Origin of the sequence: Streptomyces sp. NPDC092370, from assembly GCF_044755265.1 — a bacterium.
Taxonomy (GTDB): Bacteria; Actinomycetota; Actinomycetes; order Streptomycetales; family Streptomycetaceae; genus Streptomyces.
This window is the reverse complement of sequence record NZ_JBIVQO010000001.1, coordinates 225,218-250,888: the sequence shown is the minus strand read 5'-3', so window position 1 is coordinate 250,888 and position 25,671 is coordinate 225,218. Positions and strand designations below refer to the sequence as shown.

The window sequence follows — 25,671 nt, the reverse complement described above, 5'->3', positions numbered from 1 at the left end:
TCCGGTGGCCGCGTCACGAATAAGCACTCATGACAGGTCCAACGTTCCCCCAGAGGCCCACCACGGGCACCTGCCCGGAACCGGGCAGATTTGTTGCGAAAATGGCGCCAGTACCCCAGGATCTAGCGAGTGCACGACGAACTCGTTGATCATCTGACGCGGTCCACCGCCCTCAGCCGGGGTGAGGCGCTGCGCGTGATCCAGGACGTGCTCGCCTACTTCGACGAGACGACCGAGCAGTACGTCCGTCGCCGCCACCGCGAGCTCCAGGCCCAGGGCCTGGTCAACGCGGCGATCTTCGAGCTGATCGAGGCGGATCTCAAATACCGCGCGGTGGCCCCGCCGGAGCTCTCGCTCCGGCAGCTGCGGCGCATCGTCTACGGCTAGGAATACGTATCTATGTGCGGAATCGTCGGTTACATCGGGAAGCGTGACGTCGCTCCTCTGCTGCTGGAGGGCCTGCAGCGCCTGGAGTACCGCGGCTACGACTCCGCGGGCGTCGTCATCACCACCCCCTCGAGCGGCCGCCTGAGGATGGTCAAGGCCAAGGGCCGCGTGCGCGACCTGGAGGCCAAGGTCCCGGCCCGCTTCAAGGGCACGACCGGCATCGCCCACACCCGCTGGGCCACCCACGGCGCCCCCTCCGACGTCAACGCCCACCCGCATCTGGACGCCGAGGGCAAGGTCGCCGTCGTCCACAACGGCATCATCGACAACGCCTCCGACCTGCGCCGCAAGCTGGAGGCGGACGGTGTCGAGTTCCTCTCCGAGACCGACACCGAGGTCCTCACCCACCTCATCGCCCGTTCGCAGGCGACCAAGCTGGAGGACAAGGTCCGCGAGACCCTCCGGCTCATCGAGGGCACGTACGGCATCGCCGTCATGCACGCCGACTTCCCCGACCGCATCGTCGTCGCCCGCAACGGCTCCCCGGTCGTCCTCGGCATCGGCGAGAAGGAGATGTTCGTCGCCTCCGACATCGCCGCCCTGGTCGCCCACACCCGCCAGATCGTCACCCTGGACGACGGCGAGATGGCGACCCTGAAGGCCGACGACTTCCGCACGTACACCACCGAGGGCACCCGCACCACCGCCGAGCCCACCACCGTCGAGTGGGAGGCCGCCTCCTACGACATGGGCGGCCACGACACCTACATGCACAAGGAGATCCACGAGCAGGCCGACGCCGTGGACCGCGTGCTGCGCGGCCGCATCGACGACCGCTTCTCCACCGTGCACCTGGGCGGCCTCAACCTGGACGCCCGCGAGGCCCGGCGGATCCGCCGCGTGAAGATCCTCGGCTGCGGCACCTCGTACCACGCGGGCATGATCGGCGCCCAGATGATCGAGGAACTGGCCCGCATCCCCGCCGACGCCGAGCCGGCCTCGGAGTTCCGCTACCGCAACGCGGTCGTCGACCCCGACACCCTCTACGTCGCGGTCTCCCAGTCCGGCGAGACCTACGACGTGCTGGCCGCCGTGCAGGAGCTCAAGCGCAAGGGCGCCCGCGTCCTGGGCGTGGTGAACGTGGTCGGCTCGGCGATCGCCCGCGAGGCGGACGGCGGCATCTACGTGCACGCCGGCCCCGAGGTCTGCGTGGTCTCCACCAAGTGCTTCACCAACACCACGGTCGCCTTCGCCCTCCTCGCCCTCCACTTGGGCCGCACCCGCGACCTGTCGGTCCGCGACGGCAAGCGGATCATCGAGGGCCTGCGCAAGCTGCCCGCCCAGATCGCCGAGATCATGGAGCACGAGGAGGACGTCAAGAAGCTGGCCCTGCAGTTCGCCGAGGCCCGCTCGATGCTCTTCATCGGCCGCGTCCGGGGCTACCCGGTGGCCCGGGAGGCCTCCCTGAAGCTCAAGGAGGTCTCCTACATCCACGCCGAGGCCTACCCCGCCTCGGAGCTCAAGCACGGCCCGCTGGCCCTGATCGAGCCGGCCCTCCCGACGGTCGCGATCGTCCCCGACGACGACCTGCTGGAGAAGAACCGCGCCGCCATGGAGGAGATCAAGGCCCGCAGCGGCAGGATCCTCGCGGTGGCCCACCAGCACCAGGAGAAGGCCGACGAGACGATCGTCGTTCCGAAGAACGAGGACGAGCTGGACCCGATCCTGATGGGCATCCCGCTCCAACTCCTGGCCTACCACACGGCTCTGGCCCTCGGCCGTGACATCGACAAGCCGCGCAACCTGGCCAAGTCGGTGACGGTGGAGTAAGTGACCCTCCCCTGAGGGGCGCGGGGCCGTATCGATGTGCGGCTCCGCCGCGTGAGCGCGAACAACCGACACGCACCCGCACAGGCCGGACAAGAGGACGGACCCCCCGTGCTGCCACCGCCGCACGAGGGGTCCGTTTTCAGCGCCGGGAAGCCGCCCAACTCCCCGGCCCGCGCAGCTGACCGATGGCCGTCACTCCCCGGCCGGCAGCGCGTCGTGGGAGCGCCGTCGGCCAGTGCGCCGACGCCGCGGCCGCCACATACCAGGCCACCGCCCCCGCGGCCAGGGCGAACCAGCCCGAGACCGTGGCGAGCCCGCCGTTCCCCGCGAACACGGCGACCGCGAGCGGCAGCAGCGACACGAAGAGCAGCCCGCACACGCCCCGCCCGAACTGATCCCCGCCGGCCGGCGTGAGAGACAGCGCCGGCAGGGCGAACACCAGCAGGAAGGGCCCTGCCTCATTGCCGACGGCGACCTCGGAGACGGCCCAGGTGAACCACAGCGCCCCGAGCACCGGGAGCGCCGCGCCACCGGCGGCTTCGCCCTCGCGCAGCGCCACCGTCCCGGCGACGAAGAGGGCGACTCCGCCCACACACTGGGCGATTGAGGTGGCGTCAGCGGCTGACACCCCGTCGATCACGGCGGAGTTGCCCAGTCCGAAGGCCAACAGGGTGATGCCGAGGGCGAGTCGACCGGCCACGTCGCTATTCCGCTTCCCGCGGAGACGTCTTTGTCCACGGCGGGCTCCCTTCGTGCATGTGCAGTCGTGCGGTGTTCCGTATATGCCCTTCACAAGGGCACAAACACCTCTACGCGCGAAGAGATTCGCGCGCACGAAGGGAGTTGAAGCTCAGGGGATGACGATGACAGGCCGCTGCGCCCGCTTGGCGAGCCGCCCGGCGACCGAGCCGAAGATGCGGCCCACGAGGCCGTGGGTGGACCCGACGACGATCGCGTCGGCCTCGTACTCCCGGCCGACCTCTTCGAGTTCGTGGCAGATGTCACCGCCGCGCTCAACCAGGATCCAGGGCACCTCGGTGAGATAGTCCGCACAGGCCAGCTCCAGGCCCAGCACCTCGGTGCGGTGGTCCGGCACGTCCACGAAGACGGGCGGCTCACAGCCGGCCCACACCGTGGTCGGCAGCCGGTTGGCGACGTGGACGATGATCAGGCCCGATCCGGAGCGATGGGCCATGCCGATCGCGTACGCCAGGGCGCGCTCACTGGAGGTGGAGCCGTCGAAGCCGACGACGACCCCGTGCTTGAAGGCGGGATCGCAGGAATGGCGTGGCTCTTCCGCCGCCAGGGGCTCGGCCGCCGTGGGATCGGCGACGGGCCGCTTGCGGTCCGCGGGTTCGAAGAATTCGTGACCGGCCATGGCTGTCTCGGCGTTGTGATCCTTATACGGGAGGGACAACAGTGTGCGGCGGTGCTGCGGCGGAGCTGTGTCCGGGAATGGTCTTCCCAACCCCATACCCCCAAGGGTACGGCGGCACGCCTCCTTAGCCCAGATCCCGCTCACGGTGCGTGCGGGTTCCAGGGAGCATGCACGAGGCACCGCCCGTAACGCAATGGTTGCTGCGCTGTACAGGCGGTTTGCACGGGATTCAATGACCTGTGGCGGTGATCGGGACAGCCAGTGACCGACGCCCCCGCCGCGCGTTGAACCCCGTGAGTCACGCCACAGGGAGCATGCATGTCCGCACCACGCCCCGCCGCCGAGGCGGACCGCGCGACCCCGCCGCCGCGGGACACCGCGACGGATGTGGTTCGCTGGGCCGCCTTCAGCTGCCTGCTCGTCCCGGTGGTGCTCCTCGCCTACGGCGCTTCTCTGGCCGGAGCCGCCGGCACCGCCCTCGGGCTCGCGGCCGTCACGGGCGCCTGCCGGGTCCTGCTGCGCCAGTCCGAGCGCGGCGCGGCCCGGCTCGCGGCCGAGGACCGGGCACCGCACCGGGGCCGGCGCCACCGCACCGGCACGGGGTCGCACCGTGGCGGACGGCACACTGGAGGAGATACACCGGTCGGCTGACCGGTTTCCGCGCACGCGCACGCTGCTTTTCAGCCAACTTCTCGTCCCTGTGCATCTGCGGGTCCCACCACCCCCCAACCCCCGTTCGACCTGCACGGAAAGGGCCTCAGGGGGTCGGCGCACCCTACGTGGATTGGCCACGGCGACAAGGCGCACTTCCCTGCACGCCCCACGAGTGCAACGCTTCGTGATCGAATGCTTCACGCCAAGTTGCCAAGTCGACAATGTGCCGAGTGCCGAACCGGCCACTTCGGCGCAACGGGACACAGTAGATTCGATCTTGACTGTCTACGGCGGGGGACTCGTGCAGGACCGAGGGGAAACGTGCAGGAGCGACACAACCGAGGAGCCGCGACCACCGAGGGGGGCTTAGCAGTATGAGCCACGACTCCACTGCCGCGCCGGAAGCCGCGGCCCGGAAGCTTTCCGGGCGACGCCGCAAGGAGATCGTCGCGGTGCTGCTGTTCAGCGGCGGCCCCATTTTCGAGAGTTCCATACCACTGTCGGTGTTCGGGGTTGACCGCCAGGACGCCGGCGTACCGCGCTACCGATTGCTGGTGTGCGGGGGTGAGGACGGTCCGCTACGGACCACCGGAGGACTCGAACTCACCGCACCACATGGCCTGGAAGCGATCTCACGCGCGGGCACGGTCGTCGTACCGGCCTGGCGTTCGATCACTTCTCCGCCACCGGAGGAGGCGCTCGACGCGCTGCGCCGTGCCCACGAGGAGGGCGCCCGCATCGTCGGACTGTGCACCGGCGCCTTCGTCCTCGCGGCGGCCGGCCTGCTGGACGGCCGCCCCGCGACGACACACTGGATGTACGCACCGACACTGGCCAAGCGCTATCCGTCGGTGCACGTGGACCCGCGTGAGCTGTTCGTCGACGACGGCGACGTGCTGACGTCGGCGGGCACCGCCGCGGGCATCGACCTGTGCCTGCACATCGTGCGCACGGACCACGGGAACGAGGCGGCCGGGGCCCTGGCCAGGCGGCTCGTCGTGCCGCCGCGCCGCAGCGGCGGGCAGGAGCGCTACCTCGACAGGTCTTTACCCGAGGAGATCGGCGCCGACCCGCTCGCCGAGGTCGTCGCCTGGGCGCTGGAGCACCTCCACGAACAGTTCGACGTGGAGACCCTGGCGGCACGCGCGTACATGAGCCGGCGTACGTTCGACCGCCGCTTCCGCTCGCTGACCGGGAGCGCTCCGCTGCAGTGGCTGATCACGCAGCGGGTGCTCCAGGCGCAGCGCCTGCTGGAGACGTCGGACTACTCGGTGGACGAGGTGGCGGGGCGCTGCGGCTTCCGGTCACCGGTCGCCCTGCGCGGGCACTTCCGCCGCCAGCTGGGATCGTCCCCGGCCGCGTACCGGGCGGCGTACCGTGCCCGGCGCCCGCAGGGCGAGCGGCCTCAGGACACCGAGAGCGCACCGGGCGGTCCCGGGTCCGGCATGCCGGGCCATGCGGGACACCATCCGGGCCAGCCCGGCCAGGTGTCGCCGCTGCACCCGGAACACCCGGTCCCGCTCCAGTCCCGCCGTGCGGCGGCGGCGAGCGCGGTCGGCCAGTCCCCGGCCCTGTCGGCGAGCCTGCCCGGGCAGCGCAGCGCGCCGTGACGGCCGGCGGGGCCCGCGAGGAGCACGCCTCCTCGCGGGCCCCGCGGCTTTCCCGGACCGGGCGTCCCGGCCGGGACGCGGTGGGCCGTAGGGTGAGACACATGAACGATCGCATGGTGTGGATCGACTGCGAGATGACCGGCCTCTCGCTGTCGGACGACGCGCTCATCGAGGTGGCCGCCCTCGTGACCGACTCCGAGCTGAACGTGCTCGGCGAGGGCGTGGACATCGTCATCCGGCCGCCGGAGCAGGCACTGGAGACGATGCCGGACGTGGTGCGTCAGATGCACACCTCCTCCGGGCTGCTCACCGAGCTGGCCGGGGGCACGACGCTGAAGGACGCCGAGGACCAGGTCCTGACGTACGTGAGGGAGTTCGTCAAGGAGCCGGGCAAGGCCCCGCTGTGCGGGAACTCCGTCGGCACGGACCGCGGTTTCCTGCTGCGTGACATGCCGACGCTGGAGAGCTACCTCCACTACCGGATCGTCGACGTGTCGTCGATCAAGGAGCTGGCGCGTCGCTGGTACCCGCGGGCGTACTTCAACAGCCCGCAGAAGAGCGGCAACCACCGCGCGCTCGCGGACATCCGTGAGTCGATCGCGGAGCTGCGGTACTACCGCGAGGCCGTGTTCGTCCCGCAGCCCGGACCCGACTCGGACACCGCGCGGACGATCGCCGCGAAGCACGTCCTGCCTGCTCAGTAGGCGGAAGAAGGGCCCGTCGGGGGCCGCCGCGAAAGCCTGGCGCGAGCACCCCTTCGGACCCTGTACACTTTTTCTCGGCCGGTCGGGGACAACACTGATCTCCAAGCCGGTCATGGTGGGTGTAGCTCAGCTGGTAGAGCACCTGGTTGTGGTCCAGGATGCCGCGGGTTCGAGTCCCGTCACTCACCCTGAGTCTTCAGCCGGTGGCCTCGAAAGAGGCCACCGGCTGAAGCGTTTTCCAGCGCGCCGATCGAGGTGACGTCCGCGGGGCGCGGCTAGCGTCGGCGCCATGGACGGTGGACGCCCGGGATGGCGCGCGTGTGTGCTCGGCGGAGCGGTCTTCGCCGTCTGCATGGCCGGCACCACGCTGCCGACTCCCCTCTATCCCCTCTACCGGGACGAGTTCGGCTTCTCCGAGCTGACGGTCACCGTGGTGTACGCGCTGTACGCCTTCGCCGTGATCGGTGTGCTGCTGCTGGTCGGCAACGCCTCGGACGCCGTGGGCAGGCGTCCGGTGCTGCTGTGCGGGCTGGGCTTCGCTGCGGTGAGCGCCGTCTGCTTCCTGTGCGCCACCGGGCTCGGCTGGCTGTACGCGGGGCGGCTGCTGTCCGGACTGTCCGCCGGGCTGTTCACCGGGGCCGCCACGGCGTACGTGATGGAGCTGGCGCCGCGGGGCGGTGCCTCGCGGGCCACGTTCGTGGCGACGGCCGCCAACATGGGCGGACTGGGCTGCGGTCCCCTGCTGTCCGGGGTGCTCGCGCAGTACGCCCCCTGGCCGCTGTACCTGCCGTTCGCCGCCCACCTCGCCCTGGTGGCCGCCTCGGCCGCCGTCCTGCTGCGGCTCGCGGAGACGGTACGGGAGCGGCAGCCGCTGCGCACCGTACGCCCGCAGCGGCCCGCGCTGCCCCCGCAGGTGCGTGCGGTGTTCGGTCCCGCAGCCACCGCCTCCTTCGTCGGATTCGCCCTGTTCGGGGTGTTCACCTCGGTCGGCCCGGCCTTCCTCGCGGAGTCCCTGGACGTGGACGACCACGCCGTGAGCGGGCTGATCGTCGCGTTGGCCTTCTTCTCGTCGACGGCCGGGCAACTGGCGGTCGGCCGGGTCGGCGTTCGGCGCTCCCTCCCGCTGGGCTGCGCCGGGCTCCTGGCCGGGCTGGCACTGCTCGCCGGTGCGCTGCGGTGGGACCAGATGCCCCTGCTGATCGCCAGCGCCCTCGTCGGCGGAATCGGCCAGGGCCTGGCGTTCCGCGGTGCCCTGTCCGACGTGGCCGAGGCCTCTCCGGGGCACCGGCGCGCGGCGGTGATCTCGACCCTGTTCGTGGTGGCCTACGCGGGCATCTCCCTCCCGGTCATCGGCGTCGGCCTCCTGACCGGCCCGATCGGCCTGGAGGGCGCGGGGCTGGTGTTCATCGCGTGCATGGCGATTCTGGTCGTGACGGCGGCGGCCTACCTGGTACGCCGCCGGGCACCGGCTCGGACCTGAAGCACGTGCGATCGTGAGCCCATGGGTGAGCTGGTGGAGCGGGTCGGCGAGCGGGACCGGGTGCTCTGCGTGGTCGACCGGGACGAGGCGATCCGCAACGGCCGGCCGCATCGGGTCGCGACCACGGTGTGCCGTGATCCGCGGGGGCGCGTGCTGGTGCACCGCAGACCGGAGCACGTGTCACGATTCCCGGGGTACTACGACCGGCTGGTCGGCGGGGGCGTCGAGGTCGGCGAGTCGTACCAGGAGGCGGCGGCCCGGGAACTGACGGAGGAGCTGGGCGTGCGGGCCCCGGTGCGGCTTCTCTCCACGTTCCTCTGCCGCGGGGAGATCAGCCCGTACTGGCTCGGAGTGCACGAGGCCGTCGTCTCGGAGCCCCTCTCCCCCGACCCGTCCGAGATCGCCTGGCACGGCTGGTTCGGCGAGGAGGAGCTTCACGCGGCGCTCCGGACGTGGCCGTTCGTGCCGGACGGTGTGGAGGCCCTGCGGCGGTATCCCGGTCTCAGCCCACCGACCACCGCCGGGCCGTGGTCAACCACCGCACCCCGGTGAACCGTTCACCCGGGTCGGCCCGGATCACGAACCAGCTCACCGATCGCCGGCGGGACCCCGTACGACACCGCCCGTCACGACGACGACCGGGACACCAACTCCGTGGCCAGGACCATCTGCCGGCGCTCCAGGCCCCGGGACGCGAGGGGACGGCGGTCTGCGACCTCCGTGAGCAGGAGGTCTATCATCCGGCGGCCCATCTCCTCTATGGGCTGGCGGACGCTGGTGAGGGGCGGCTCCATGTGGCGGGCGATGGCGGAGTCGTCGTAGCCGACGAGCGCCACGTCCTCCGGGATGCGGCGGCCCGCCTCGCGCAGCGCCCGGCGGGCGCCGGACGCGGTGACGTCGGAGGCGGCGAAGACCGCGTCCAGGTCCGGGTGGCGCTCCAGGAGGGCGGTCATGGCCCGGTGCCCGCCCTCCTCGGTGAAGTCCCCCGCCTCGATCATCCCTTCGTCCACCCAGCGGCCGGCGTCGCTCAGGGCCTCACGGAAGCCGTCGACCCGGCGCTGCGCGCCGTAGACGTCGAGGCGGCCGGTGATGTGGGCGATCCGGCTCCGGCCCCGGGACAGCAGATGCTCCACGGCCTGGCGGGCGCCCCCGTAGTTGTCCGAGTCGACCGACGGCAGGGTCTCCGCCGAGGAGCGCGGGCCGCTGATCACCGCCGGGATCTCCAGCTGGGCCAGCAGGTCGGGCAGCGGATCGTCCGCGTGCACCGACACCAGCAGGACACCGTCGACCCGGTGCGCCGCCAGATACTGCGCGAGGCGGCGGCGTTCCCGGTCGCTGCCCGCGAAGATCAGCAGCAGTTGCATCTCCGTGTCGGACAGTGCCGCCCCGACACCCTTCAGCATGTCCGAGAAGTACGGCTCCGCGAAGAACCGGGTCTCCGGCTCGGGCACGACCAGCGCGATCGCGTCCGTACGGTTGGCGGCCAGGGCCCGGGCCGCGGTGTTGGGGACGTAGCCGAGTTCCGCCACCGCCGCCTCGACGGCCGCGCGGGTCGCGTCGCTGACCCGGGGCGAGCCGTTGATCACCCGCGAGACGGTGCCGCGTCCGACACCGGCGCGCGCCGCCACCTCTTCGAGAGTGGGCCGGCCACCGCTTCGGCCCCGCGCTCCGTGGGTTGCCATGGGTTCCGCCTTCCCGTCCACACCCGCACTCTGCGACTGGCCTGGAATTTAACAGGCTCGTCAGCCGTATGACCGCCGCCGGGGGCTCGCCGCCCCGGGTCCTCCGGTTCGGCCGGACGGCCGGTGCGACCGGCGCCCCGGCTGGCTTGATACCACCGGCCCGAACCCCAACCGGTCACGGGACCGGTCCAGTTAACAGCCCGATAACTGAACGCATCTCTCGTTGTCCGGTCCCTTGACACCCCCGCCGCGACCGGGGACTCTTCAACACATCACCGGTGGGAGCGCTCCCACAGTACCTGACACATACACAACCCGCACGTTCCCCACCCGAGCCTTAAGCGCGTAAAACGGTCCGACCATGCAGGTGGCCGGGGGGTCGGCACGTCAGGGCAACAGGAGGACGACATGCGAGCACGCATCCGAACCGCCCGCAAGGCGATGGTCGTGGCGGCCGTCGCGTCGCTGGGCGCCGGGCTGCTGGCCGGCTGTGCCGACGACGGCGGGGACGACGGCTCCTCGTCGGGCGGCAGCGGCGGCGGCGGCAAGACCAAGATCACTCTGGGGCTCTTCGGCACCTTCGGGTTCGAGGAGGCCGGCCTTTACAAGGAGTACGAGAAGCTCCACCCGGACATCGACATCCAGCAGACGGTCGTCGAGCGGAACGAGAACTACTACCCCACCCTGGTCAACCATCTGACCACGAACAGCGGTCTGCAGGACATCCAGGGCGTCGAGGTCGGCAACATCGCCGAGATCGTCAAGACCCAGTCCGACAAGCTGCTGGACCTCTCCAAGTACGGCAAGAAGAGCGACTACCTGGAGTGGAAGTGGCAGCAGGCCACCACCGAGGGCGGTCAGACCGTCGGCCTGGGCACGGATGTCGGACCGATGGCCATCTGCTACCGCAAGGACCTCTTCGAGAAGGCCGGCCTGCCCACCGACCGCGAGGAGGTCGCCAAGCTGTGGGCCGGTGACTGGAACAAGCTCATCGAGGTCGGCGAGGACTACAAGAAGAAGGCGCCGAAGGGCACCACCTTCCTGGACTCCCCCGGTGGTCTGCTCCAGGCGATCCTCAGCAGCGAGAAGGACCGCTTCTACGACTCCTCCGGCAAGGTCATCTACAAGTCGAACCCGGCCGTGAAGGCCGCCTTCGACCTCACCGCCAAGGCGGCCGAGGACGGACTGATCGGAAACCAGACACAGTTCCAGCCCGCCTGGGACACCACCATCGCCAACAGCAAGTTCGCCGCGATGTCCTGCCCGCCGTGGATGCTCGGATACATCAAGGGCAAGTCGAAGCCGGACGCCAAGGGCAAGTGGGACGTGGCCGCGTCGCCGAAGTCCGGCAACTGGGGCGGTTCCTTCCTGGCGGTTCCCAAGTCGGGCAAGAACGCCGAGGAGGCCGCGAAGCTGGCCGCGTGGCTGACCGCGCCCGAGCAGCAGGCCAAGCTGTTCGCCGTGCAGGGCAGCTTCCCGAGCACCCCGGCCGCGTACGAGTCGGACGCGGTGAAGAGCGCCAAGAACGAGATGACCGGTGACGCGCCGATCGGCACCATCTTCGCCGCCGCCGCCAAGAGCAGCCCGGTGCAGACGATCGGCCCGAAGGACCAGATCATCCAGCAGGGTCTGACGGACAACGGCGTCATCCTCGTCACCCAGGGCAAGTCGCCCAAGGAGGCGTGGGACACGGCCGTCAAGACCATCGACAACAACCTGGACCAGTGACCGGAATGGCAACCAGGCACGACACCGCCGCGCCCCCCGTGAAGGAGGGGGGCGCGGCCCCGGGCCGCCCGCCGGCCGACGCGGACCAGGAGGCGGCGAGGAAGAAGCGCGCCCGGCTCTCCCGTCGCTGGCAGCGGGACATGAAGTGGAGCCCGTACGCCTTCGTCTCGCCGTTCTTCCTGCTCTTTCTCGCGTTCGGCCTGTTCCCGCTGCTGTACACCGGCTGGGCCTCGCTGCACCAGGTGGAGCTGACGGCACCCACGGACATGTCCTGGGTGGGCCTGCGCAACTACACCCGTATCTTCGACGACGACTTCTTCTGGAACGCGGCGCAGAACACCCTGACCATCGGCGTCATCTCCACCGTTCCGCAGCTGCTGATGGCGATGGGCATCGCCCACATCCTCAACTACAAACTGCGCGGCTCCACCTTCTACCGCGTGGTGATGCTGGCCCCCTACGCCACGTCGATCGCCGCCGCCTCGCTGGTCTTCGTGCTGCTCTTCGGGCGCGACTACGGCATGATCAACTGGGTACTGAACGCCGTCGGCATCGACCACGTCGACTGGCAGAACGACAAGTGGCCGTCCCAGATCGCCGTGTCCAGCATCATCATCTGGCGCTGGACGGGCTACAACGCGCTGATCTACCTGGCCGCGATGCAGGCGATCCCGCAGGACCTCTACGAGTCGGCGGCACTGGACGGAGCCAGCCGCTGGCGGCAGTTCCTCCACGTCACGCTGCCCTCGCTGCGTCCGACCATCCTGTTCACGGTCGTGGTGTCGACCATCGGCGCCTCGCAGGTGTTCGGCGAGCCGTTGCTGTTCGACGCGAACAAGGGCGCCTCCGGCGGATCCCAGCACCAGTTCCAGACGCTCGGCCTGTACCTGTACGAGCAGGGCTGGGTCAACCAGCACCTGGGCCGCGCCTCCGCCATCGCCTGGACGATGTTCCTGATCCTCATCGTGATCGGGGTCGTCAACTACGTCATCTCGCGCCGGCTGCGCGCCAGTAGCTAAGGAGAACCGGCCGTGACGACGACCCTGACGAAACCCCCGGCCGACGCGGTCCCCGAGCCGCCGAAGCGGTCACGCGGCATGAAGGCGGCACGCGCGGGCGGGCAGCTGCACGCCGGCCCGGTGGCGTACGTCATCCTCGCCCTCTTCACCGTCATCTCGCTGTTCCCGCTGGTGTGGACGGCGATCGCAGCCTCGCGCGACAACCAGCGCCTGGCCCAGACCCCGCCGCCGTTCTGGTTCGGCTCCGGTCTCTTCGACAAGCTCGAAGTGGCCTGGACGGACGCCAACCTGGGCGAGGCCTTCCTCAACACCACCCTGGTGGCCGGCATCTCGTCGTTCACCATCGTGTTCCTGTCGACGATCGCCGGATTCGCCTTCGCCAAACTGCGCTTCAAGGGCCGTGGCGCGGCGATGCTGATCGTGATCGGCACGATGATGGTGCCGCCGCAGCTCAGCATCATCCCGCTGTACATGATGGTCGCCAAGCTCGACTGGACGGACCAGCTCCAGGCGGTGATCTTCCCGTCGCTGGTGAGCGCCTTCGGTGTGTTCTTCATGCGGCAGTACCTGATCCAGGCGCTGCCGGACGAGATCATCGAGGCGGCCCGGGTGGACGGCGCGAGCAGCTGGCGCGTGGTGTGGCACGTGGTGTTCCCGACCGCGCGGCCCGCGATGGCCGTCCTGGGCATGCTGATGTTCGTGCAGACCTGGAACGACTTCCTGTGGCCCTTCCTGGTCCTGACCCAGACCGGCAACCCGACCGTGCAGGTGGCGGTGGCGGGGCTGGGGCGCGGTTACACCCCGGACCAGTCGCTGATCATGGCCGGCGCCCTGCTGGGCACGCTGCCGCTGCTGATCGTCTTCGCGATCTTCGGCAAGCAGATCGTCGGCGGCATCATGCAGGGCGCCGTCAAGGGCTGAGTCCTGCTTCCCGGGGGCCGAGCCACAGCCGCCTCGGCCCCTTTCCCCCCTCCCCTTCACTCGTCGGTCCACACGACCCCTTGGGAGCGCTTCCATGCCTGACTCCGAGAACCCGGCCACCGCGGTGTCCTTCCCGCCCGCCTTCCTGTGGGGCGCGGCGACGTCCGCGTACCAGATCGAGGGCGCGGTACGGGAGGACGGCCGTACGCCGTCGATCTGGGACACCTTCAGCCACACGCCGGGCAAGACGGCCGGTGGTGAGACCGGTGACATCGCTGTCGACCACTACCACCGCTACCGCGAGGACGTGGCGCTGATGGCGGAGCTGGGCCTGGGCGCCTACCGCTTCTCCGTCTCGTGGTCGCGGGTGCAGCCGACCGGCCGGGGCCCGGCCGTGCAGAAGGGCCTGGACTTCTACCGCCGGCTGGTGGACGAGCTGCTCTCCAAGGGCATCAAGCCGGCCGTCACCCTCTACCACTGGGACCTGCCGCAGGAACTGGAGGACGCGGGCGGCTGGCCCGAGCGCGACACGGCCTACCGGTTCGCGGAGTACGCGCAGATCGTCGGCGAGGCGCTGGGCGACCGGGTGGAGCAGTGGATCACGCTCAACGAGCCGTGGTGCAGCGCGTTCCTGGGCTACGCCTCCGGGGTGCACGCGCCGGGCCGTACGGACCCGGCGGCCTCGCTGCGTGCCGCGCACCATCTGAACCTCGCGCACGGGCTGGGCGCGTCCGCGCTACGGTCGGTGATGCCGGCCCGCAACACGGTCGCGATCAGCCTCAACTCCTCGGTGGTGCGGCCCCTTTCGCAGGACCCGGCGGATCTGGCGGCGGCCCGCAGGATCGACGACCTGGCCAACGGCGTGTTCCACGGACCGATGCTGCACGGCGCCTACCCGGAGTCGCTGTACGTGGCGACGGCGGGCCTGACGGACTGGGACCACGTCCTCGACGGCGACCTGGAGCTGATCAACCAGCCGCTGGACGCGCTGGGCCTCAACTACTACACGCCCGCGCTGGTCTCGGCCGCGGACGCGTCGGCGAAGGCGCCGCGTGCCGACGGCCACGGGGCGAGCGAGCACTCGCCGTGGCCGGCCGCCGACGACGTCGCCTTCCACCAGACGCCCGGCGACCGTACGGAGATGGGCTGGACGATCGACCCGACCGGACTGCACGAGCTGATCATGCGCTACACCCGGGAGGCGCCGGGCCTGCCGCTCTACATCACCGAGAACGGCGCGGCCTACGACGACAAGATCGACTCCGACGGCCGGGTGCACGACCCGGAGCGTGTCGCCTACCTGCACGGCCACCTGTCGGCGGTGCGCCGGGCGATCGCCGACGGCGCGGACGTCCGCGGCTACTACCTGTGGTCGCTGATGGACAACTTCGAGTGGTCCTACGGCTACGGCAAGCGCTTCGGCGCGGTCTACGTGGACTACGCGACGCTGGAGCGCACGCCGAAGACGAGCGCCCTGTGGTACGGCCGGGCGGCGCGGACCGGGTCACTGCCCGAGGTGGAGGCGATCTGACCGACGGGGGACGGGGGCGCGGCACGCTGAGGGGGGTGCCGCGCCCCGCTCCGTCTCAGCGGGGAGCGCTCGACAGGAGCCGGCGGGTCGTCTCCACGCCCCAGCCGTCCAGGGACAGCAACCGGTCGCTCGAGGCCATCAGGCCCCCGGTGGCCTCGACATGGGCCGCCCACCGTTCGCGCGTCTCGACCGCCGGGCGGGCCATCAGGCAGTCCGGGTCATTGATCCAGAGGCGGTTGTGCTGCCACTGGCGGGCCGCTCCCGTGAACTCGGCGGAGTCCTGGCCGGGTTGGCTGTAGTCACCGGCCTCGGGGCGGCGGTGGGGAGCCGTGTCGGGGCTGACGCGCATCGCGTCGAACAGGCCGAGAGAGGGCAGGACGGGCGCGCCGCAGCCCAGGAGGTACGCGTCCGGCCCGATCGCCGCGCGGATCAGCTCGATGCCGGTGCGGTAGGCCGTGAGGGCGTCGACGTCCGCGTGGCGCACGCCGTCCAGGGCGCCCGCGTAGAGGAAGTCGGTCTTGAAGTAGTCGTAGCCCTCCGCGCGCAGGGTCGTGAAGACCTCGGTGAGGTACGCCGCCGCGTCCGGGTGGGTGGTGTCCAGGACGCGCAGGTCGTGGCCCCAGTTGCGGCCGGCGTGCGCGAAGCCGCCGGCGGTGTCGCGCACCAGCCAGTCGGGGTGCCCGGCGGCCAGTTCGCTCGCCGGGTCGACGAGGAACGGGGCCGTCCAGATGCCGGCGCGGCGGCCCCGGGAGCGGATCTTCTCGGCGATGCCGGAGCGGGAGCGGAAGCGGCCGGAGAGCGTGAGCCAGTCTCCGAGGGCCCGCTGGTAGCCGTCGTCGATCTGGACGACGTCGACGGGCAGGTCGAGGGTGTCCATGGCACGGAGGTTCTCGTGGATGTCGTCCTCGGTGACGGCCGTGAAGTACTCGTACCAGGAGCACCAGACGGTCGGTGCCGGGCGGGGGGCGGCGAGACCGAGGCCTTCGGCCCAGTCGCCCAGGACCGACTGGAGGTCCGTGCCCGTCCACTCCTTCACCGGCCCGTCGGCGCTGATCTCGGCGATCCGCCCGTCCTCGCGGGCCAGTCGGATCGACGGCACTTCACGCGTCGGTTCGGCCGCCGCCCAGAGCCGGACCGGTGAGCCGTCGCCGGGGTCGAGGGCCAGCAGGCCCTCGCCCTGGAAGGTGCCGGTGGGGACGGTGACGCCCGGGCGGTAACAGACCGTGGCCCAGTTGGCGTCGGTCGGCCGGTAGGGCATCGCGTGCAGGGCGTAGGCGCCGCTCGGGCTCCAGGACTGCCAGCCCTCCTCGTGGACGCGCGCCCTGCGGGGGTCGACCGGCACGGAGGCGACCGGGGTGAAGGGGTGGTGCACGGGGCTTCTTCTTTCGGGGAGTGGGCGTCAGCCCTTGTTGGCGCCCAGGGTGAGGCCGCTGACGAACTGGCGCTGGAGCGCGAAGTAGACGATCAGGGTGGGGATCGCGGTGAGCAGGGCGCCGGCGGCGACCAGGTTGGGGTCGGTGAAGTACTGGCCGGAGAGATTGTTCAGGGCCGAGGTGATCGGCATGTTCTCGCCGGTGGAGATCAGCACGATGGCCCAGAAGAAGTCGTTGTAGATCCAGATGGAGAGCAGGGTGGCGAGGGCGGCCATCGCGGGCTTGCACAGCGGCAGCACGATCTGCCAGTACAGCCGCCAGACGGAGGCGCCGTCGACGAGGGCGGCCTCGGTGAGCTCGTGGGGCAGGGAGCGCATGTAGTTGCTCAGCACGAACGCGCAGAAGCCGGCCTGGAACGCCACGTGGATGAGCACCAGGCCGAGCGCGGAGTCGTAGAGCTTGCCGCTCATGGTGATGCCGGGCAGGTCGATCAGCAGGTAGAGCCGGTACAGCGGGGTGATGATCACCTGCTGGGGCAGCAGGTTGCCGGCCGTGAACACCAGCAGCAGGAACAGGTTGAGGCGGAAGTCGAAGCGGCTGACGTAGAAGGCGACCATCGACGACAGCAGCAGTGTCAGCAGCACGGCCGGGACCGCGATCAGCAGGGTGTTGCCGAAGTAGTGCAGCATCTCCGACTGCTGGAAGGCGTCTGTGAAGTTGTCGAAGGTGAGCTTGTCGGGCCAGGACACGTAGCCCTTGGTGCTGGTCTCCGCGTACGGCCGCATCGCCGCGAGCAGGGCCCACAGCAGCGGCGCGAGCCAGGCCAGTGCCGTGACGACGAGGAAGGTGTGCAGCAGGATCCGGGCGGGGCGGATCGGGGCGCGCTGCTTGCGCGGGGCGTCAGAGGTCAAAGGGGCGGCGTGAAGCGCCACGTTCAGGGTGGTGGTGGGCGACGGGTGGGAGCTCATGCGCGCCGCTCCTTCCGGAAGGTGGCGATCAGGTACGGGATGATCACCGCGAGGGAGATCACCAGCAGGACGACGGCGATGGCGGAGCCGTACCCGATGCGGCTGGACTCGCCGATGATGTTGTTGGTGACCAGGATCGACAGCAGTTCGGTGCCCTGGGCGCCCTTGTTGAAGACGAAGACCAGGTCGAAGGCGCGCAAGGCCTCGATGATCGTGACGACCAGGACGACGGTGTTGGTCGGGCGCAGGGTCGGGAAGACGACGTTCTTGAACGTCTGCCACTCGCTCGCGCCGTCCAGCGCGGAGGCCTCGCGCAAGGCGGGGTCGACGCTCTTCAGGCCGGCCAGGTACAGGATCATCATGTAGCCGGCGTGCCGCCAGGAGGCGGCGATGAGCACGGCCCACAGGTTGAGGTCCGGGTCGCCGATCCAGTCGATGTAGTGGCCGGGCTTGTTGGCGCCGATCAGGCTGTTGATCAGGCCGGTGTCCGGGTTGTAGATCAGCTGCCAGACGAATCCGATGACCGCCAGCGACATCACGACCGGCAGGAAGAACGCGGTCTGGTACACGCGGCTGAAGCGGATCTTCTTGTCCAGCTGCACGGCGAGGAACAGGCCGAACGGCGTGGGCAGCAGGATGAGCACCACGAACCAGATGACGTTGTGCTCGACGGCGGGCCAGAACTGCGGGTTGCTGGTGAACAGTTCCCTGAAGTTCTGCAGCCCGACCCACTGGATGGAGTCGAAGCCGATGCCGTCCCAGGTGGTGAAGGCCAGCGCGATCGAGGCCAGCGCCGTCAGCCACACCAGGGCGACGTGCAGGATCGTCGGCACGCCCGCCATCAGGCCGAGCGTGATGCGGTCGCGGCGGGTGAGCAGGCGCCGGTGCCCGTGGGGCGTCTTGGCGGGCGGGGACGTGGGGCCGGGCCCCGGAGCGGGCGGGGTGGCCGGCTCCGGAGCCTTCGCGGGGGTGGCAGTCATGTCAGATCCGAGTCGTCGAGTCTCCGTTTCCGGTCAGGAGGAGGCGAAGATCGTCTTCTTCTGTCGTTCGATCGACGAGAGGATGCTGTCGATGTTCTTCGGGTTGCGGACGAAGTTCTGCAGCGCGGGCTGCATCACCGTGGAGGTGAAGTCCGGGCGGGAGTCGCGGTCCATGAACTGCGTCAGGCTCTTCGCGCCGGAGATCATCTCGTAGGACTTCTTCTGCAGCGCGGTGTAGGAGGAGGTGTCGGCCTTGGTGGAGGCGGCCACCACGCTGGAGTCGGCCTTGAGGTAGATCTGCTCGGCCTCGGGCGTGCCCAGGTACTCCAGGAGCTTGACGGCGCCCGCGCGGTTCTTCGGCGCCTTGGAGAGCATGAAGCCGTCGGTCGGCGCCTCGACGGTGTCCTGCCCGAACTGCGGGTCGATCTCCGGGAAGGCGAAGAAGTCCAGGTCGTCCAGGTCGGCCTTGTCGGTGAACTGCTGGCCGACGAAGGTGCCCAGGAGATACATGCCGGCCTTCTTGGCCACCAGTGTCTGCGCCGCGTCCTGCCAGGTGCGGCCGACGGCGCCCTCCTGGTGGTAGGGCAGGATCTCCGTCCAGTGGTCGAAGACCTTGCGCACCTTGGGGTCGGTCCAGGAGGCCTTGCCGGCCATCAGCTCGACGTGGAAGTCGTAGCCGTTGGTGCGGAAGTTGATCTGGTCGAAGGTGCCCATCGCGGGCCAGGCGTCCTTGTCGCCGAAGGCGATCGGGACCAGCCCGTCCTTCTGCATCCGCTTGCACAGGGCGACGAAGTCGTCCCAGGTGGTGGGGACCTTGTAGCCGTGCTGGTCGAAGACGCTTCTGCGGTAGAACACCGCCCACGGGTACGTGTACAGCGGCACGAAGTAGTACTTGCCGTCCTCGCTCTTGCTGAGCTTGTGCATCGCCTCGGGGAAGTTGCCGCCGATCTTCTGCCACACGTCGTCGATCGGCGCGGCCAGCTTCTTCGAGGCGAAGAACTGCATGCGGTAGCCGGCGAACCAGGTGAACACGTCGTCGGGCGTGCCCTGCAGATAGGAGTTGATCTGCTCCTGGAAGGTGTTGTGGTCCTTGGTGTTCACGTCGACCTTGATGCCGGACTTCTTGGTGAAGGCGGCGTAGATCTCGGCGAACGCCTTCTTCGGCACGGCGTCCGACGAGTTGGAGCCGAGGCTGACCGTCTTCGGGTCGGCGGACGAACCGCTGCCGCCGCAGGCGCTCAGCAGGGGTATGCCGCCGCCGAGCAGGGCCGCACCGCCCACTCCGCGCAGCAGGGTGCGGCGGCTGGGTGCGGGGAGGGAGAGACCGGAGGGAGAGAGGTCGTGCATGAACGGCTCCTGAAGGCAGGGTTCGGCCACGAGGGGTGTGGCGTGAATTCCAGTCGCAATCGACCAGAAATCAACTTGACCGAACACGGTGGCGCAATGACAGCCGCATGTCCGGTCATACGTCAAGAGCCGTCCCCTTCATTTGTCGAAACGTGACCGACACGTGAAGCCCCTCACGAGAGCGGTCGGCGTGACCGGGAGCGGCTGTATACGGCAGTGAGCCTGCCGGGACGGCGACGCCGCATCTGGCGGTGCCCTCGGCCCGCGGGGCCGCGGCCGTCCAGCTGGATCCAGATCCGCACCTCGGTGCCGCCGAGCACCGAGGAGCCGATCCGCACGTCTCCGCCGGTGGACTCCGCGAGCCGGCGCACGATGTCCAGGCCGAGCCCGGTCGAGCCGTCGCTCCCGGAGCCGCGGCCCCGCGCCATCGCCGTCTCGGGGTCGGGTATGCCGGGGCCCGCGTCGGAGACGAGGACGATCACCGCGTCCTCGCTGTTGTGCACGTCGAGTGCGAAGGCGGTGCCCTCCGCGGTGTGCCGGAAGACGTTGCCGAGCAGCGCGTCGAGCGCGGCGGCCAGGTCGGCGCGGGCCACGGGTATGCGCACCGGCCGGTCGGCCCCGGCCACCCGCCACTTGCGGCCCTCGTCCTCCGCGAGCGCGGACCAGAACGCCATCCGCTCCCGGACCACCTCGGCCGCGTCACATCCCGCGCCCGGACCGGCCGCGCCGGTCTGCGGCTTGGCCTCCCGCGCCGTACGGATGATGGTGTCGACCTCGCGCTCCAGCTGCTCGACGGCGGTCCGGGTCTGGTCGGCGGCCGGTCCCTCGCCGAGCGAGGCGGTGTTGAGCCGCAGCACGGTCAGGGGCGTCCGCAGCCGGTGGGACAGGTCGGCCGCCAGCTCCCGCTCGTTCGCCAGGAGCTGGACGACCTGGTCGGCCATCGAGTTGAACGCGACCGCCGCGAGCCGCAGCTCGGTCGGGCCCTCCTCGGGCACGCGGGCGCCCAGGCGGCCCTCCCCCAGGTCGTGCGCGCCTTCGGCGAGGCGCTGTGCGGGGCGGACCATGCGGACGCCCAGCCGGTCGGCGACCGCGACCGAGCCGAGGATCAGCGCCACCCCGACCGCGGCGAGCACCGCCCACGCCGTGCCCACGCCGTTGGTGACCTCGGACTCCGGCACGTACACCTCGACGACCGCGATCTTGCCGGTGCTGAGCGCGACCGGCTGGAGCAGTGTCGAGCCGCCGGGGACGCCGGTGGTGGAGGCGCGGCCCAGCCTCCGCACGGCCGCGATGTCCTCGTCGGCGGCGCGGCGCCGCCCGAGTTCGAGGGCCTCCTGGCCGTCGCCGGCGGGGAGGTGCACGGCCATCTGGGCGTCGGAGCCGGCGGAGGCGACGACCCGTTCGAGCTGGTCGCGGTCGGTGGTGATGGACAGGGCGGGGGCGACGGCCGCGGCCTCCCGCTCGGCGCCCGAGAAGGCGCGGTCGCGGGCCATCTCGCGGATGACGAGCCCGAGCGGCACCGCGAAGGCGACCACGACCATGGTGGTCACCGCCAGCGACACCTTGACCAGGGCCCACCTCATCGCGGCGCCTCCGCCCCCGGTGGTTCGAGCTTCACTCCGACGCCCCGAAGGGTGTGCAGGTAACGCGGATGCGCCGCCGTCTCGCCCAGTTTCCTGCGCAGCCAGGACAGATGGACGTCGATGGTCTGGTCGTCGCCGTAGGACTGCTGCCACACCTCGGCGAGCAGTTCCTTGCGGGGCACGACGACGCCGGGCCGGCGGGCCAGGAAGGCGAGCAGGTCGAACTCCCGGCGGGTGAGGTCGAGCCGCGCGCCGTCCAGCTCGGCCTGGCGGCGCAGTGGGTCGACGCTCAGGCCGCCGACCCGGATCACGGGGGACGGCTCCCCGTCTCCGGCGCCGGAGCGGGCGCGACGCAGGACGGCCGCCATGCGGGCCGACAGGTGCTCGACGGAGAACGGCTTGGTCAGGTAGTCGTCCGCCCCGGCGTTCAGCAGCCGGACGATCTCCGTCTCGTCGTCCCGGGCCGTGGCGACGATCACCGGCACGTCCGTGATCCCGCGCAGCATCTTCAAGGCCTCGGACCCGTCGAGATCGGGCAGTCCGAGGTCCAGGATCACCACGTCGAAGCGGAGATGGGCGACCTCGCGCAGCGCCTCCAGCGCCGTCCCCACACTGCGCACGGTGTGCGCGGCGTCGGTCAGGTGCCGGATCAGCGCCGACCGTACGAACTGGTCGTCCTCGACCACGAGCACACTTGCCATGCGCCGCACCGTACGCCATCTCGAACAGCCGGGTGCGGGCCTGTGGACAACTCCCCGCCCGGGGACAACCGGCCCCCGTGCGCGGCCCCTTGTGGACAACGCGTGGGACCCGTGAGGCAGTATGGCCCGCGATGCGCAGAGGACTCGTACACGTACTGGCCTGGCTGCTCGCCACGGGCGCGGCGGTCACGCTGTCGTGGTGGGGAGTCCACACCGTGATGGCGGGGACGGCCTACGATCCGCCGCGCGCCCTGCCCGTCAAGGCCGCCGACGCGTCCGCGCGGGAGCCGAAGGCTCCGGCCACCGCGCCGGAACGGACGCCTTCGCCCCAGCGGCGGGAGCCGAGCACGCCTCCGGCGTCCCCGTCCGCGAAACCGAGCCCCGCCCCCACGCCGTCGCCCTCGCCGAGCAGCGCCCCGGGCGCCTCCGGCCGGGTCAGGAGTTATGACACCGCCGGTGGCCGGGCGGTCTTCGACCTGGGGAAGACCTCTGCCTCGCTCGTCTCGGCGACGCCCGGGGCCGGCTGGTCGATGCAGGTGTGGAAGACGGAGTCGTGGATCCGCGTGGAGTTCGCCTCGGGCGCGGACCGGGTGTCGGTGTTCTGCACCTGGCACGACGGGCCGCCCCGGGTGGAGATCGGGACCTACTGACTGCCGCGGGCGGTCATCGGCGCCCGAGTGCCGTACCCGGTCACCCGAACACCGACGGGGGCGGGGCCGGCGACGCCACGGCCGCGAGGTCCGTGACGGGCGCGGCCCCGCCGGTGAAGTCGGTGAGCGCCCTGCCGTGTTCGACGCGGGCGGGGTGCGGGTCGCAGGCGGCCAGCCGGGTGAGCTCGGCGACCGGCAGCGGACGGTCGGAGGCGACCAGGACGGCGTTGCCGAAGCGCTTGCCGCGCAGCATCGGCGCGTCCGCGACCAGCGCGAGCTGCTCGAAACGGGCGGCGGCGGTGGCGATCTGGCCGCGCAGATGGGCGAGCGGCGGTCCGTCGGCGAGGTTGGCGGCGTGGACACCGCCGGGCTTGAGGGCCCTGCGCACGTCGTCGAGGAACTCCGTGGAGGTCAGGTGTGCCGGTGTCCGCGCCCCGCTGAACACGTCGGTGATGACGAGGTCGGCCCAGCCGTCCGGCACCTTGGCGAGGCCCTCGCGGGCGTCGGCGGACCGCACCCGGATGCGTGCGTTCGGGTCCAGCGGCAGCGCGCGGCGGACCAGCTGGACGAGGGCGCCGTCCCGTTCGACGACCTGCTGGGTGGAGCGGGGCCGGGTTGCGGCGACGTAGCGGGCGAGGGTGAGCGCGCCGCCGCCGAGGTGCACGGCGTGCACGGGCCGGCCGGGCGGGGCGGCGAGGTCGATCACGTGCCCGAGGCGGCGCTGGTACTCGAAGGACAGGTGGGACGGGTCGTCCAGGTCGACGTGCGACTGCGGGGCCCCGTCGATCACCAGGGTCCAGGCCCGGGCGCGCTCGCGGTCGGGGATGAGCTCGGCGAGCCCGCCGTCGACGCTCTCGACGACGGCCTCCGCTTCGGCCTGTCCGCGCCGGCCGCCCCTGGACTTTCCCATGGGGTCATTATCGGGGCGGGCCGCCGAGCGGGGCGCACGCTCCGGCGGCCGCCCGGCATCAAAGGAGGCCTCAGCGGCAGCTGTCCGCCGCCCTGATCATCCGGGCCGCCTCCCCGAGGGCCTCGCGCAGCACCGCGGGGTCCGTCGCGAGGTCGGCCTCGCCGGGCGGCAGCAGCCAGTCCGAACCCTCCACGGGTGGCTCGGGGGTCAGGGACAGTCCGCGTCCGTCGGTCTCGGTGCAGGTGCTCCCCGGCACGTCCCACGCGGCCGCCGTCCCCGGCGGGACCAGGAAGCCGAGGGTGTCACCACCGTCGTCGTGCAGTACGGGTCCCACCGCGTCGCCCGGCCCGCGCCGCAGGATGTCGACCGCCTCCAGTCCCTGCCGCGCCGGCACCGTCACCACAGCGCAGCCGACGGCCGGTGCGCCCGGCGGTCTGCCCGGTTGCGGACGAGGATCGTTGATCCGGCTGGTCTTCATCCCGGCCTCCACCACGAAAACCCTGCTTGGACGAGCGGCCGGGAGTCGGGGGCCTCCCGGTCCGCAGGGTTCAACGCGGCAGACCGTCAACGGCTACGGCGGAAGTCAGCCGCAAAGGATGGCACTTCATGGCAGATCACGGATGAGATATCCGGTTTGTAGCCAAACTCAGCGTGGTTGCTTCATCACAGCAGGTACGTTCTTGCCCGCCGGACACGGGGAAGAACATGGGGACAACTCACAGCAGGTCGCCTCGAATCCGGCATGGTTCGACGGTTCGCACGAGAGGACCCGGCCATGGCGTCGTCACCACCGACCTCGTCTCCACCCGACCGGCCGGCACGGCCGAACCTCGTCTTCCGGCGACTGCGCGGACAGCGCTCACCGGCCGAGTTCGCCGCGGTGATCCGCCGGGCCGGACTCGAGATCGGCGAGCAGGTCAGCTGTGACGCGCGGTACATCGGCCGGGTGGAGGCGGGCGAGATCCGCTGCCCCAACTACGCGTACGAACGGGTGTTCCTGCACATGTTCCCAGACCGCACGCTCACCGATCTCGGGTTCGCGCCCCGCTCGTCGGTACGCGGACGCCGGGCGCGCGGCACCGATGACACGCCCCCGACGCGCACCACGAACCCGGCGAACGCCACGAGTGAGACCAGCAGGGCGTGCGAGCCGTATGAAACGCAGAACCCGTACGACCCGCACCACCCGCACGACACCTACGAGGAGAGCGACGTGCTGCGTCGCGCGTTCATGACCGGCGGAGGAGCCACAGTGGCCGCCGCCTCACTGGGGCCTGTCGGCCTCGCCCTCGACGCGACGGCGGCACAGCGCCCCGTGCACCGCGCCGGGGCGAGTGACGCGGGCGCCCTGGAAGAAGCCGTCCGCCGGATCCGGCTGCTGGACGACCGGCACGGGGCCGACGGTCTCTACCGTCGTGCCGCTGCCCCGCTGCGGGCCGCCTACGCCCTGCTGGACGCCGGCGCGACCCGGCAGACGACCGCGGACCGGCTCTATTCGGGCGCCGGTGAACTGGCCATCTCCGTGGGCTGGCTGGCCCACGACTCGGGGCGTTTCGACGACGCCCGGTCCCACTACGCGGAGGCACTGGCGACCGCCCGGATGACCGCCGACCCGGGCCTGGAGGCGCACGCCTTCTGCAACACGGCGTTCCTCGCGCGCGACGCGGGCCGGCCGCGCGAGGCGGTCCGGGCCGCCCAGGCCGCGCAGCGCGTCGCCCGGCCGGTGGGCTCGGCGCGGCTGATGTCGCTGCTCGCCCTGCGCGAGGCGGGCGGCTGGGCGGGGCTCGCCGACCGGGTGGGCTGCGAGCAGGCGCTGGCCCGGGCGCAGGCCTTCTTCGAACGGGGCCCCTCGGACGCCGACCCCGAATGGATGAGCTTCTACGGGGAGGCCGAACTGGAGGGTCTGGAGGCGCAGTGCTGGTCCACGCTCGGCGACTGGCCCCGGGCCGCACGGCATGCGCGGCGCGCGGCCGAGCTGCAGGATCCGCACTTCACCCGGAACATCGCCCTGTACACGGCGGAGCTGGCGGACGACCTCGCGCGCGGTGGCCGGCCGGACGAGGCCGCGGTGGCGGGGATGCGGGTGCTGGATCTGCTGGAGGAGGTCCAGTCGTCCCGCGTGCAGACCATGCTGGCGGCCACGGCGCGGGTCCTGCTGCCGCATCGCGGGGCGGCCGGGGTGTCGGCGTTCCTGGAGAGGCACACGTCGTCCCCGCGGATGAGCTAGAGGGTGCC

The 25,671-nt window shown here is 70.9% G+C and carries 23 protein-coding genes, 1 tRNA gene and 1 pseudogene; 14 read left to right on the top strand and 11 right to left on the bottom strand.

Annotation, left to right across the window (positions count from 1 at the left end; genetic code table 11):
• The first annotated feature begins 129 nt into the window (after nt 1-129).
• Together ACIQHQ_RS01140 and glmS are read left to right on the top strand one after the other, a co-directional pair.
• Nucleotides 130-387: a hypothetical protein gene (locus ACIQHQ_RS01140; RefSeq protein ID WP_402608853.1), complete on the top strand. Its 258-nt coding sequence runs from the start codon at nt 130-132 to the stop codon at nt 385-387.
• A 12-nt stretch (nt 388-399) separates the two neighbouring features.
• Nucleotides 400-2,217, top strand: a complete 1,818-nt coding sequence (gene glmS / locus ACIQHQ_RS01135; protein ID WP_402608851.1) for a glutamine--fructose-6-phosphate transaminase (isomerizing) — start codon at nt 400-402, stop codon at nt 2,215-2,217.
• A 139-nt stretch (nt 2,218-2,356) separates the two neighbouring features.
• Here glmS and ACIQHQ_RS01130 read toward each other — a convergent pair.
• Nucleotides 2,357-2,955: pseudogene (locus ACIQHQ_RS01130) on the bottom strand (hypothetical protein).
• A 112-nt stretch (nt 2,956-3,067) separates the two neighbouring features.
• On the bottom strand, nt 3,068-3,595 hold the full coding sequence (locus tag ACIQHQ_RS01125; protein ID WP_402608849.1) for a universal stress protein: 528 nt from the start codon (nt 3,593-3,595) through the stop codon (nt 3,068-3,070).
• Between the two features lie 318 nt (nt 3,596-3,913).
• On the opposite strand from ACIQHQ_RS01125, the gene ACIQHQ_RS01120 reads away from it, so the two are divergent.
• The 6 genes from ACIQHQ_RS01120 (at nt 3,914) to ACIQHQ_RS01095 (ending at nt 8,595) form a co-directional block, all read left to right on the top strand.
• Entirely contained in the window at nt 3,914-4,246 is a 333-nt protein-coding gene (locus ACIQHQ_RS01120; RefSeq protein WP_402608847.1) for a hypothetical protein, read from the top strand.
• A gap of 377 nt (nt 4,247-4,623) precedes the next feature.
• A complete protein-coding gene (locus ACIQHQ_RS01115) occupies nt 4,624-5,859 on the top strand; it encodes a helix-turn-helix domain-containing protein (RefSeq protein WP_402608845.1) in 1,236 nt (411 codons plus the stop codon).
• A 101-nt stretch (nt 5,860-5,960) separates the two neighbouring features.
• Nucleotides 5,961-6,563, top strand: a complete 603-nt coding sequence (orn, locus tag ACIQHQ_RS01110; protein ID WP_402608843.1) for an oligoribonuclease — start codon at nt 5,961-5,963, stop codon at nt 6,561-6,563.
• A 115-nt stretch (nt 6,564-6,678) separates the two neighbouring features.
• A tRNA-His gene (locus ACIQHQ_RS01105) sits at nt 6,679-6,751 on the top strand.
• A gap of 101 nt (nt 6,752-6,852) precedes the next feature.
• A complete protein-coding gene (locus ACIQHQ_RS01100) occupies nt 6,853-8,043 on the top strand; it encodes an MFS transporter (RefSeq protein ID WP_402608841.1) in 1,191 nt (396 codons plus the stop codon).
• 21 nt (nt 8,044-8,064) lie between these two features.
• Nucleotides 8,065-8,595: an NUDIX hydrolase gene (locus tag ACIQHQ_RS01095; RefSeq protein WP_402608839.1), complete on the top strand. Its 531-nt coding sequence runs from the start codon at nt 8,065-8,067 to the stop codon at nt 8,593-8,595.
• Between the two features lie 74 nt (nt 8,596-8,669).
• Here ACIQHQ_RS01095 and ACIQHQ_RS01090 read toward each other — a convergent pair whose 3' ends face one another.
• Entirely contained in the window at nt 8,670-9,725 is a 1,056-nt protein-coding gene (locus ACIQHQ_RS01090; protein ID WP_402608837.1) for a LacI family DNA-binding transcriptional regulator, read from the bottom strand.
• A gap of 408 nt (nt 9,726-10,133) precedes the next feature.
• On the opposite strand from ACIQHQ_RS01090, the gene ACIQHQ_RS01085 reads away from it, so the two are divergent.
• The 4 genes from ACIQHQ_RS01085 (at nt 10,134) to ACIQHQ_RS01070 (ending at nt 14,924) form a co-directional block, all read left to right on the top strand.
• Nucleotides 10,134-11,453, top strand: coding sequence for an ABC transporter substrate-binding protein (locus ACIQHQ_RS01085; protein ID WP_402608835.1), 1,320 nt, complete (start codon nt 10,134-10,136; stop codon nt 11,451-11,453).
• 5 nt (nt 11,454-11,458) lie between these two features.
• Nucleotides 11,459-12,472 (top strand): carbohydrate ABC transporter permease, encoded by a 1,014-nt coding sequence (locus tag ACIQHQ_RS01080; protein WP_402610589.1) that lies wholly within the window; start codon nt 11,459-11,461, stop codon nt 12,470-12,472.
• A 12-nt stretch (nt 12,473-12,484) separates the two neighbouring features.
• Nucleotides 12,485-13,393, top strand: a complete 909-nt coding sequence (locus ACIQHQ_RS01075; protein ID WP_062927022.1) for a carbohydrate ABC transporter permease — start codon at nt 12,485-12,487, stop codon at nt 13,391-13,393.
• A gap of 94 nt (nt 13,394-13,487) precedes the next feature.
• On the top strand, nt 13,488-14,924 hold the full coding sequence (locus tag ACIQHQ_RS01070; RefSeq protein WP_402608832.1) for a GH1 family beta-glucosidase: 1,437 nt from the start codon (nt 13,488-13,490) through the stop codon (nt 14,922-14,924).
• Nucleotides 14,925-14,979: 55 nt separating this feature from the next.
• Here ACIQHQ_RS01070 and ACIQHQ_RS01065 read toward each other — a convergent pair whose 3' ends face one another.
• From ACIQHQ_RS01065 to ACIQHQ_RS01040, 6 genes are all read right to left on the bottom strand, one after another.
• Nucleotides 14,980-16,296: a glycoside hydrolase family 36 protein gene (locus ACIQHQ_RS01065; protein ID WP_402608830.1), complete on the bottom strand. Its 1,317-nt coding sequence runs from the start codon at nt 16,294-16,296 to the stop codon at nt 14,980-14,982.
• A gap of 27 nt (nt 16,297-16,323) precedes the next feature.
• Nucleotides 16,324-17,265, bottom strand: a complete 942-nt coding sequence (locus tag ACIQHQ_RS01060) for a carbohydrate ABC transporter permease (RefSeq protein ID WP_402608828.1) — start codon at nt 17,263-17,265, stop codon at nt 16,324-16,326.
• Nucleotides 17,262-18,245 (bottom strand): carbohydrate ABC transporter permease, encoded by a 984-nt coding sequence (locus ACIQHQ_RS01055; protein ID WP_402608826.1) that lies wholly within the window; start codon nt 18,243-18,245, stop codon nt 17,262-17,264. The genes ACIQHQ_RS01060 and ACIQHQ_RS01055 overlap by 4 nt, the downstream gene beginning before the upstream one ends.
• A gap of 33 nt (nt 18,246-18,278) precedes the next feature.
• Nucleotides 18,279-19,592 carry an ABC transporter substrate-binding protein gene (locus ACIQHQ_RS01050; protein ID WP_402608824.1) on the bottom strand — a complete coding sequence of 438 codons (1,314 nt, stop codon included), beginning with the start codon at nt 19,590-19,592 and terminating at the stop codon, nt 18,279-18,281.
• 173 nt (nt 19,593-19,765) lie between these two features.
• A complete protein-coding gene (locus tag ACIQHQ_RS01045) occupies nt 19,766-21,175 on the bottom strand; it encodes a sensor histidine kinase (protein WP_402608822.1) in 1,410 nt (469 codons plus the stop codon).
• Nucleotides 21,172-21,876 (bottom strand): response regulator transcription factor, encoded by a 705-nt coding sequence (locus ACIQHQ_RS01040; protein ID WP_402608820.1) that lies wholly within the window; start codon nt 21,874-21,876, stop codon nt 21,172-21,174. Before ACIQHQ_RS01040 ends, ACIQHQ_RS01045 begins: the two co-directional genes overlap by 4 nt.
• Nucleotides 21,877-22,007: 131 nt before the next feature.
• Between ACIQHQ_RS01040 and ACIQHQ_RS01035 the strand changes: the two genes are divergently transcribed.
• Nucleotides 22,008-22,526 carry a hypothetical protein gene (locus ACIQHQ_RS01035; protein WP_402608818.1) on the top strand — a complete coding sequence of 173 codons (519 nt, stop codon included), beginning with the start codon at nt 22,008-22,010 and terminating at the stop codon, nt 22,524-22,526.
• Nucleotides 22,527-22,566: 40 nt separating this feature from the next.
• Here the strand turns inward: ACIQHQ_RS01035 and ACIQHQ_RS01030 are convergent, their stop codons facing one another.
• Entirely contained in the window at nt 22,567-23,436 is an 870-nt protein-coding gene (locus tag ACIQHQ_RS01030; RefSeq protein WP_402608816.1) for a spermidine synthase, read from the bottom strand.
• Between the two features lie 70 nt (nt 23,437-23,506).
• Complete coding sequence (locus ACIQHQ_RS01025; RefSeq protein WP_402608814.1) at nt 23,507-23,914, bottom strand: hypothetical protein; 408 nt, start codon at nt 23,912-23,914, stop codon at nt 23,507-23,509.
• Nucleotides 23,915-24,211: 297 nt separating this feature from the next.
• On the opposite strand from ACIQHQ_RS01025, the gene ACIQHQ_RS01020 reads away from it, so the two are divergent.
• A complete protein-coding gene (locus ACIQHQ_RS01020; RefSeq protein ID WP_402608812.1) occupies nt 24,212-25,663 on the top strand; it encodes a hypothetical protein in 1,452 nt (483 codons plus the stop codon).
• Nucleotides 25,664-25,671: the final 8 nt, after the last annotated feature.